The 10,309-nt window shown below is 44.0% G+C and carries 4 protein-coding genes and 1 pseudogene; 3 read left to right on the top strand and 2 right to left on the bottom strand.

The annotated features are described in order from the left end of the window. Positions 1 to 178 precede the first annotated feature (178 nt). A complete protein-coding gene (locus tag H6H03_RS37995) occupies positions 179 to 352 on the bottom strand; it encodes a hypothetical protein (RefSeq protein ID WP_190960158.1) in 174 nt (57 codons plus the stop codon). A 68-nt stretch (positions 353 to 420) separates the two neighbouring features. Between H6H03_RS37995 and H6H03_RS37990 the strand changes: the two genes are divergently transcribed. The 3 genes from H6H03_RS37990 (at position 421) to H6H03_RS37980 (ending at position 10,006) form a co-directional block, all read left to right on the top strand. Beyond that, positions 421 to 882, top strand: a complete 462-nt coding sequence (locus H6H03_RS37990) for a hypothetical protein (RefSeq protein WP_242058201.1) — start codon at positions 421 to 423, stop codon at positions 880 to 882. Between the two features lie 82 nt (positions 883 to 964). Then, positions 965 to 5,245: a strawberry notch family protein gene (locus H6H03_RS37985; protein ID WP_190960157.1), complete on the top strand. Its 4,281-nt coding sequence runs from the start codon at positions 965 to 967 to the stop codon at positions 5,243 to 5,245. A 552-nt stretch (positions 5,246 to 5,797) separates the two neighbouring features. Further along, positions 5,798 to 10,006 (top strand): DEAD/DEAH box helicase, encoded by a 4,209-nt coding sequence (locus H6H03_RS37980; RefSeq protein WP_190960156.1) that lies wholly within the window; start codon positions 5,798 to 5,800, stop codon positions 10,004 to 10,006. A gap of 118 nt (positions 10,007 to 10,124) precedes the next feature. Here H6H03_RS37980 and H6H03_RS37975 read toward each other — a convergent pair. Further along, positions 10,125 to 10,309 (bottom strand): annotated as a pseudogene (locus H6H03_RS37975) (Uma2 family endonuclease); the annotation flags it as partial.

Below are 10,309 nucleotides of genomic sequence, written 5' to 3'. Positions count from 1 at the left end.
CTAACAAATATTACTCAGTTTATTGTATTAAATGTTTAGCATATACGTAAGAGCTTATTAGCGATCGCTCTCTAGGTGGGATCATCTCACAAAATCGCATTGCTCCCTCAACAGATAACCCTTGGCAACAACAGCAATTTGAGCAACTGCCTGACCCTTGGGAACTTACCACAGACATTCAATCAACCCCAATCCACATCCAGTCCATTGTACTTCCATTCCCTTCAGTTAGACTGCTATCACCAGCAGCTTCTGTTGTGCAACCGAAAGCTAGGACAACCACCAAATCCACCAAATCCACCAAATCCTCCACAGCCAAGAGAACCACTAAGCCTACCAACAAAGCCGCCACTCAAAAGAATTCCAAACCTCGTAAGTCTGCCGCAGCTTAATCCCACAACTTGGTTTTGAAGGAGAGTGATGGCTCCGCCAACGCCAAGGGCGAACGCTTGTAGTAACGCGATCGCTCAAACTGTCGTTTCAACAATTAAAACAATGCAAGCAGCGCACTGTGCTTTATTTGTAGCACTCCAGTACGCTCCAGACGACCCCCAGTTTGCAGTTGCCACACAGCATTTGGAAAGGGCAATTGGTTTGTCTGATGAATATTACAAAACTCGCTACAGCATCTTCTGGAAAACTTCGCCTCTTAGAGTCAAACGGCGAGTTAGGGAAAAGTGCAACCAACTGGCTTTTGATACTTATTCGCACATGATTGAGTTAGCCCAGTTAGTAAATGAATATGCAGCAAAGCAAACATCTGCTGGAGTTCCACAACCGAAAGAATGGTTGGAATTCATTCTTCATTTAAGCTGTGCATTTGACTGGATAGAGCGTGAGCATAAGACAGAAATCAACATTAAACAACTAACTCTACTTTAATTCCCTTCTTCAAATTACAAGTCTTCGCTCTTCAGCATCGGCTACGCCGAATTTTTGTGAAATCTACATCTATATATAAATCATGGTAAACCTCATCGCCTCACAAGGTTGCCTGTTTGACCTACAAACTGTTCTAGATTATGGGCAGTCAATCTTCGGTGTTGCCCAAGAACTAACAAAATCGTTAATCGAACATCGCCCTATAACCACAAAACTGCTCTCCTCGCAGATGAATCGCCACTTTCATGGCAGTGCGGCACAGGGCAAGTGGTTGTGGAAAGATGCATACGAAGCGGTGGAAGTTGCACTAATTCTCTACCTGCGACAAAAGGGAATATCAGAAAATCCCTTGGAGCAATTGCAACGGCTTGAGTCGCTTTGCCCCACACACACCCGCCGTACTTCTGAACAAATACAACTTCAACAGTTTTCGACTCCGCTACCCCTGGCGTATTTGGTAGCATTGGCAGGACAAATCACTCTTCACGACCTGATTCTTGAACCATCTGCTGGTACTGGGATTTTAGCCCAGTTCGCTAAACTTCAAGGTGCAAGTTTGATGCTCAACGAGCTTGCACCCGATAGAGCGAAGATTCTGCGTCGGCTATTCCCTGGCACTCCACTGTTCTGTGTGAATGCCGAACAAATCAACGATTATCTGGCAGGCAAGACTCAGCCCTCAGTTGTGCTGATGAATCCGCCATTCTCGTCATCGCCCAAGGTAAGCGATCGCTCACCCGATGCAACACCTCGACACATCAACTCTGCACTGCAAAAGCTGTGCGATGGTGGACGGCTGGTAACAATCACTGCCAATTGGTTCTCTCCTAATAATCCCACTTGGCACAAGACTTTTGTTAAGTGGCAGGAATTTGCAAGGGTGGTGCTTTCGGTCGGAGTCAACGGTAAAGCTTACGCCAAGCACGGGACAACGATTGAAACCCGGATTACTGTGATCGATAAAGTTCCGACTGATAAGAATGGCGACATCCCCTGTATTAGAGAAACCTTGGATTTGCCCGAACTGCTGGCATTGATTGAGCAGTTGCCTGGACGTTCGTCCTTGACGTTGCCGCAGGCATCTCTGTGGCAATCCGCACCTGTCAAAGCTACTGCTGCGATAGCCACGAAAGTGGTCAAGCGGTCTTTGCGTACCTCAGTGGTAGAAGCACAACCCTCCGCAGAAATTCCCGATGTGGTTGTTCTGGAATACCAAGTTATCGAATGGACGGCTAATGAGGGTTTGAAAGATACGCTTTACGAAACCTACCGACCACAGCGAATCAGAATCAAGGATGCCCTACCTCATCCCTCATTGCTGTGTGAGAGCGCGGCTTTAGCATTAGTATCGCCTCCGGCTCCCACGTACAAACCACATCTTCCACAAAATATTGTCTCACAAGGCTTGTTGTCAGAGGCACAGCTTGAGAGCGTTATTTACGCAGGTCAAGCGCACTCAGAGTTTCTGTCTGGGTCATACCTTGTTGATGACTCATGGGATAACATAACGGTGGCAGCGCAGGGCGAAGAAAATGCCGTACAATTCCGTCGTGGCTGGTTCCTTGGCGATGGGACGGGTGCGGGGAAAGGAAGACAGTGTGCAGGTATTATATTAGATAACTGGTGTCAGGGCAGACGAAAAACAATCTGGGTATCAAAAAGTGCCGCATTAATCGAAGATGCCCGTAGAGATTGGTGTGCGCTGGGTGGTACTGAGCGAGACATCATCGACCTCTCGAACATTAAATTAGGTGAGCCAATCCCATTCACCCAAGGCATTCTATTCTGCACATACTCAACTGTGCGATCTCAAAAGAATGGCAAAAGCAGACTCAAACAAATTGTGGAGTGGGCTGGTAAAGATATGACGGGTGTAATTGCTTTCGATGAATGCCATTCAATGGGAAATGCGATGGCTGTTGAGGGAACGCTGGGTATGGTTGCAGCATCACAACAGGGTATTGTCGGGCTGAGACTGCAAAATGCACTTCCCTCGGCACGGGTTATTTACGTATCGGCAACTGGCGCAACCAAAGTGTCCAACTTGTCTTATGCAAACCGCTTGGGGCTTTGGCAAACCGGAGACTTCCCATTTACCAACCGTGAGGATTTCGTTGAATCTATCTCCAGTGGTGGTATTGCAGCAATGGAAGTTGTTGCTAGGGATTTGAAGGCACTCGGTTTGTATCTGGCGCGATCGCTTTCCTTTGAGGGAGTAGAATATGACACATTAGAAATTGAGTTAACACCGACTCAGGAACGTAGTTATGACAGTTATGCGGACGCTTTTCAAGTGATTCATAACAATTTAGAGAAAGCACTAGAAGCCTGTAACATCATTGGTGCGAAAACTTACAATCGTATGGCTAAAATGTCTGCATTGTCTCAGTTTGAATCGCACAAGCAAAGATTCTTTAACCATCTGCTGACCGGGATGAAGTGTCCACAGCTGATAAGAGCTATCGAGCAGGATATCGCCCAAGGTCATGCTGTGATTGTACAAATAGTGTCCACAAATGAGGAATTACTCAAGCGGCGACTCAATGAAGTTCCCGCAGAGGAATGGAAGGACTTAAACCTTGACCTAACTCCCCGTGAGTATGTTATGGACTACCTGTTAAGTGCATTTCCCGTACACTTACATGAGATTTACTCATCATCTGAAGGTGAGGAACGCTCAGAACCAGCCTTTGATGCCGATGGTTCTCCGATTGTATCGGCTGAAGCTGTGGCTTTAAGAGATGCGTTGGTTGACCGACTAGCAAGCCTTGACCCAATTCCTGGTGCTTTAGAACAACTGCTTTGGCACTTTGGTCACAAACAGGTGGCTGAAGTTACAGGTCGTAGCAAACGAGTCCTTAAGGATGATTCCGGGCGTTTGTTTGTGGATTCACGGGGTGCTGGTGCAAATATTGCGGAAAGTACCGCATTTATGGCTGATGAGAAACAAATCCTCATCTTCTCTGATGCTGGTGGTACTGGTCGTAGCTATCATGCTGACTTAAACGCACAAAATCGTAAAAGGCGATCGCACTACTTACTCGAAGCCGGTTGGAGGGCTGATAATGCTATTCAGGGTTTGGGGCGGAGTCACCGCACAAACCAAGCATCTCCACCTGTGTTCCGTCCAGTCACTACTAATGTTAGGGGTGAGCGCCGCTTCATCTCGACTATCGCTCGACGGCTGGACAGTCTCGGCGCACTCACTCGCGGACAAAGACAAACGGGTGGCAATGGTATCTTTGATACTAAGGATAACCTTGAGTCTCAGTACGCAGAGTACGCATTGTACGAACTGTTTAAGCAAATCTTCCAAGGTCGATTTGCCGAAGTTCCGCTAGGGACTTTTGAGCAGATGACTGGACTATCGCTAACTTCTCACGAAGGCGGGATGAAGATAGACCTTCCACCCTTGCGACAGTTCCTCAATCGACTGCTGGCTTTGAGAATTAAGATGCAGAACGTGATTTTCGAGCGTTTTGAGTTGTTGCTTTCTCAGCAAATTGAAACGGCGATCGCAAATGGTATCTACGAGATGGGCGTAGAGACACTCCGCGCTGAACGGTTCACTGTAGAAAGTTGCGAATCAGTTTATACCCATCCTCAAACTGGTAGCGTGACCAATTACCTGAAAATTGAGCGAGTTCAACGGAACAACATCAGAACTGCTGACCAAATGCTGGAATTTGCTGGCAAGTACCAGGGGCGGCTGATGGTGAATAAGAAATCTGGTCATGCTGCTGTATCTATTCCAACTCATAGCATATTCGATGAGCAAGGTGGAGTAATACCGCGAGTTTTGTTGGTGCGATCGCAAAAAGAAACTCGTGTACCTGTTCAAAGTTTGGAATCATCCACCTGGAAGCAAGTTCCTACTGAAGTGTTCATCGCGGCTTGGTCGAAGGAAGTGGACGCGCTACCCAGATTCACTACCGATTACCTGCATTTGGTAACAGGTATTTTGTTACCAATTTGGAAGATACTCCCACAACACAGCAGCCGGGTCTTCCGATTGCAAACCAGCGATGGCGAGAAAGTGCTTGGTCGGGTGGTGAATGCTAATGATATCCAAACCGTGCGCGAACAACTCGGACTAAGAAATCAGCTACTTTCTCCAGCAGAACTTGTGAAGCTGGTGCTGGACGAGAAGTATTCACAGCAGTTACCCGGAGGGATCACGCTGCGGCGGTCTTTCATTGCTGGTGAACCACGAATTGAATTGGTTGATGCTTTATCTTTAGCCGATCAACTTGTGGCTGCGGGTTGTTTCACCGAAATTATTAGCTGGCGTAAGCGGGTATTTGTGCCAACGGGCGATCGGGCTGCGGCTGTTCTGGCGGCAGTGATAGAGATTCTTGGGTAATGAGAGCAAAGCGATGTGGTTTTTACCCGTCGCTTTGTTTTTTCTCAAATTCGGCTTTGCAGTTGCACTTTTTGTAAATCTTGTTATTAGCTGGATTTTTCCGCTTCGGGCAACGCCGTGTTGCTCAAGTTTATCTAGAGACTTTGTTTTGTCATCATTAGATCAAAACATCTGGAATTTAGTTTGATTGAGCGTACCATAACGTCACAAGTTCCATTAAAATAGGTTCAATAGCTGCTTAAGATGTTCAATCAATCATTAGCCCAAAAGCAAACATTTATATCCAAAATAGTTTTGAGTTAAATTATATAATTAGTATTTTTAATATATCAGAAGTGTCTTTTGCCCTTGATGACCTTTTTTGAATTCAAAATGCAAAATTAAAAATTCAAAATGAAGAATGGAAATAATTTTGAATTAATTAATTCTGAGTACAAGCCACCGCCACAATCTTTGATTTGGCGGTCTTCAATTAGTGGTGAGTTCAATCGAACATTAATTGTCTTTAATTTTAAATTTTGAATTTTGAATTTTGAATTGGAGCGAAGCGACTTGACTAATATTGCGTCTAAATCCATAAAACTACAAGCACAACTCACTGAGAAATACTTCGAGTTACACCCTTGCATACAAAAGATTATCCAGTTGTTCTCGATAATTTATGCACCGATAGATAAAAATTCATTCGTGAGTTGTATTAGTAAAACGGGTGCTTTAGATGAAAACAATAAACCTTGGGGTACTAAAACCATTAGTCCCCAAATTGATAAATTGTTAAAAGTAGGTTTGCTAGTGCAGTCAGGCAGGCAAAGTCCTGAATGTCATCCTTTACTCACAGAAATTGCTACTCGTCATGCAGTAAAAACCAGACAGTTTGAAATTCTTGTCACAGCAGTAGAAGAAAAGTTACCTATACGGACTCATTGGAACAAAAATGCTCGGATATTCCGCAGCTTACGCGAGTGTATTCGGGAAATCCGTATAGGTTTTTATCGCCAAGACCCTAATTTTATTAATCAGCAAATTGAAGATTACGATAAATATGCTGATAGCGAAGAAAAAATAGTAATCCAAAATATCTTCGAGCAGATATGCAATAACCCATTTGATGCCGATTGGTTTAACAGCTTACCACAAGGATTATATGAAAATGGGATATCTAGTATCCTCCTCAACTCAGCCCTAAAATTGTCTGTGTCTGAAGATGCGTTTACGTTGCTGGAAGAAGAATGTTCTACATCTGGAAAACATTGTTCAGATTATCTGCATTTGATTTTGACAGAACAAATGTTGCTCCGAGGTTGTACCCAAGAAGCACAAGCAAGTTTGGAGCGGATATCGGATGAATATCAAAATAACGCTGCTGTCTTTTGGGGTTGGTTAAGTTTTCTGCGAGGGGAAAATGAACAAGCGATTAAATATTATACAGATGCCCTGAAAAAACTGAGAAAAGCAACAGGCAAACGCCAAATATATTTTAATACAATGGGGGGCTTATTTTTTATCCTGGCACTGTTAAAAGATGGTTCAGTACAGAGCCTCCAGCAAGCACAAGAGTACACCAGTGCGATGTCCCGCCAATCAGATCATTGGCTGAGGTTTATTTATGGCAGACTGAAAATGGTACTGCAAGTCCATCAAGGTGATATTACTCAAAAACAATTAGTCCTTAGCTCTCATATTTCTTCAGTGGAAGAAGAAAACAGCTTACAAACATTGTTTTGCTCACTATGCCTTTACTGGATGGATGCTGACGCTGCAAAAAAACGTTTACCTAATTTATTAGAGCCATTATATCGGAGATCGCTTACTTCAGGTCATCATTGGTTGGCAATGGAAACCGCAGAACTCCTATCCCGACTTCAACCTAGTAGTAACTATAAAAAACAGGCAGAGGCACTGCGAGAAGATAGCAGTATCCAAACTATTGTAGACTTAATTCGACCCCAAGAAGCTTGGGAAATGTGCCTCAATGCCCTAGCCAATCTCCAGAAAGAACCACAACTGCCCGGAAAACCAGAGTCAGAATTACGTTTAGCATGGTTCATTACCTTCTATCCCAGTAGATGTGTGTTGCAACCAAAAGAACAGAAAGTAAATGCCAAAGGAGAATGGAGTAAAGGTCGCCCCATCGCCCTCAAGCGTCTGAACAGTGGATTAGCTGAGTTTGATTACATTACCCCCCAAGATATGCGGGTATGTAGTTGTATTGAGGTATATAGCGAAGGCTATTACGGCAAAGTTGATTATAACTTCAGTGAAAAAGCCATCTCTGCGTTAATTGGACACCCGTTGGTTTTTTGGGAAGATAGTCCTAATGTTCGTGTAGAAATTGTCAAGGGAGAACCAGAACTTTTAGTTAAAAAAGAGAAACTTGGTCGTCTCACCTTGGAATTTTCTCCCAAAATCATCGAATCGCAGAGTATTCTGCATATTAAAGAAACTCCAACCCGCATCAAAGTTATTGAAATCACTGCCCAACACAGACGTATTGCAGAAATTATTGGTAAAGATAATAAGTTAAATGTACCCCAGAGTGCCGAAAAACAAGTTTTGGCTGCTATTAATGCTATCTCTGGCATTGTCACCGTGCATTCGGACATTGGTGGTGGCGCAGAAGGAGCAGAAGTTGTACCCGCCCAAACATTACCTCATATTCACCTTTTGCCTGCCAATGCCGGCTTAAAAGTTACCATGTTGTCGCGCCCATTTGCCCAAGGTGGCCCCTACTATCGTCCTGGTACAGGTGGTGAAACTGTTATTGCCGAGATTGCTGGTAAACGTCTACAAACCAGACGAAATCTGTTACAAGAGAAACAACTTGCTGCCTACGCCGTAGAAGCCTGCGCCACTTTGGCTCGAAATGAAGAACAAGATGGTGAATGGACAATAGAAGACCCAGAGGACTGTTTAGAATTGCTGCTAGAACTGCAAGCTTTGGGAAGTAATGTCGTCATAGAATGGCCGCAAGGAGAAAAACTGCGTGTCAGCCACAATGCCGACTTAAAAGACTTTAATTTATCGATTCAACGTCAGCAGGACTGGTTTGCCGCCAGTGGGGAATTGAAATTGAATAACGACCTAGTGCTGGATATGCAGCAACTACTAGAACTATTAGAGAAAACCCCAAGCCGTTTTATTCCGCTTGGAGATGGTCAATTCCTGGCTTTAACTCAAGCTTTTCGCAAACGCCTGGACGAATTGCGGATGTTTTCGGAAAAACATGGTATAGGGATGCGTTTTCACCCCTTGGCTACATTAGGATTAGAAGATTTTGTTGATGAAGTCGGTAAGGTAAAGGCAGATAAACACTGGAAAGAACATATCAAACGCCTCAAGGAAGTACAAAACCTCCAACCAGAACTCCCATCTACCTTTCAAGCCCAACTGCGTGACTATCAAATGGAAGGTTTTTGTTGGTTGGCGCGTCTAGCACATTGGGGTGTAGGAGCTTGCTTGGCAGACCAAATGGGATTGGGAAAGACCGTGCAGGCATTGGCTGTCATCCTCAGAAATGCACATCAGGGGCCAACCCTCATTATTGCTCCAACTTCTGTGTGCATGAATTGGGTGAGTGAAGCACAGAAGTTTACCCCAACTTTGAATATCATTCAATTTTCGGGTGCTAACCGCCAAAAGTTGTTAGATGAATTACAACCTTTGGATATGTTGATATGCAGCTATGGTTTATTGCAACAAGAAGAAGTAGCTCAAATGCTTGCTCAAATAAAATGGCAAACGATTGTCCTGGATGAAGCCCAAGCGATCAAAAATATGAACACTAAACGTTCTCAGGCAGCCATGAATTTGAAATCTAATTTTAAACTGCTGACTACTGGGACTCCGATTGAAAATCATCTAGGTGAATTGTGGAATTTGTTCCGTTTTATTAATCCTGGGTTATTAGGTTCTTTTGAAAGTTTCAATCAACGCTTTGCTACCCCCATTGAAAAATATCAAGATAAACTTGCGCGTAATAAACTCAAAAAACTGATTCAACCATTCTTGTTAAGGCGCACCAAAAATCAGGTATTAGAAGAATTGCCTTCCCGAACTGAAATTCTGCTTCATGTGGAGTTGAGTCAAGAAGAAAAGGCTTTCTATGAAGCTTTGCGTCGTCAAGCTATATCTAAATTGACCCAAAGTAATGCGGATGCAGGACAGAAACATTTGCAAGTTTTAGCAGAAATTATGAAACTGCGCCGCGCTTGCTGTAATCCCAGCCTTGTTATGCCTGATACTGCCTTATCTAGTTCTAAGTTGCAACTTTTCGGCGAAGTGCTGGGTGATTTGCTAGAAAATCGCCATAAGGCTTTGGTATTTAGTCAATTTGTCGATCATTTGCACATCATCCGCGATTTTTTGGAGCAACAGGGTATTAAATATCAATACTTAGATGGCAGTACCTCAATGGCAGAACGGAAAAGATGTGTAGATGCGTTTCAAGCTGGGGATGGTGATGTATTTCTCATTAGTCTCAAAGCTGGGGGTACTGGACTCAATCTTACTGCCGCTGATTATGTTATTCATACAGACCCCTGGTGGAATCCAGCAGTGGAAGACCAAGCTTCAGACCGCGCCCACCGCATTGGGCAACAACGTCCAGTCACAATTTATCGCTTGGTGGCTAAGGATACTATTGAAGACAAGATTGTTGAACTACATCACCATAAGAGGGATTTAGCAGATAGCCTCTTGGAAGGTTCTGATCTGAGTGGCAAGATATCAACAGAGGCGTTGCTAGAGTTGATTCATAGTTAGTCTCCCAAGCAAAGGCTTTTGTAACCCTTTAAAAGTTTTGAACTTGCAGAGCGTGCTGACTTTTCACGGGATGTGGAAAGTCAGGTACGCCACCACGCACGTAAGTTTTCTATCACTCTTAAAAATTAATTCGACGATAAATTTCAGTTAGCGGAACTTCTACTTTTAAACTGTGTAGGAAGATAGATCGCTCAACACCAGAATGAACTTGCCATAGCCAGCGATCGTTACTGTTACGCTCCTGGTTATAATACTGCTCGATGTAGGGTTCTGTTTGGCTCACTAGCAAATATTCACAAAAGC

It is taken from the genome of Nostoc paludosum FACHB-159 (assembly GCF_014698835.1).
GTDB classification, from domain to species: domain Bacteria; phylum Cyanobacteriota; class Cyanobacteriia; order Cyanobacteriales; family Nostocaceae; genus Nostoc; species Nostoc paludosum.
This window is presented reverse-complemented; position numbering and strand designations above follow the sequence as displayed.

Bases quoted from the DNA above. Each gene is read 5' to 3' on its own strand.
- H6H03_RS37985 (WP_190960157.1), top strand. From the start codon at position 965: ATGGTAAACCTCATCGCCTCACAAGGTTGCCTGTTTGACCTACAAACT.
- H6H03_RS37990 (WP_242058201.1), top strand. From the start codon at position 421: ATGGCTCCGCCAACGCCAAGGGCGAACGCTTGTAGTAACGCGATCGCT.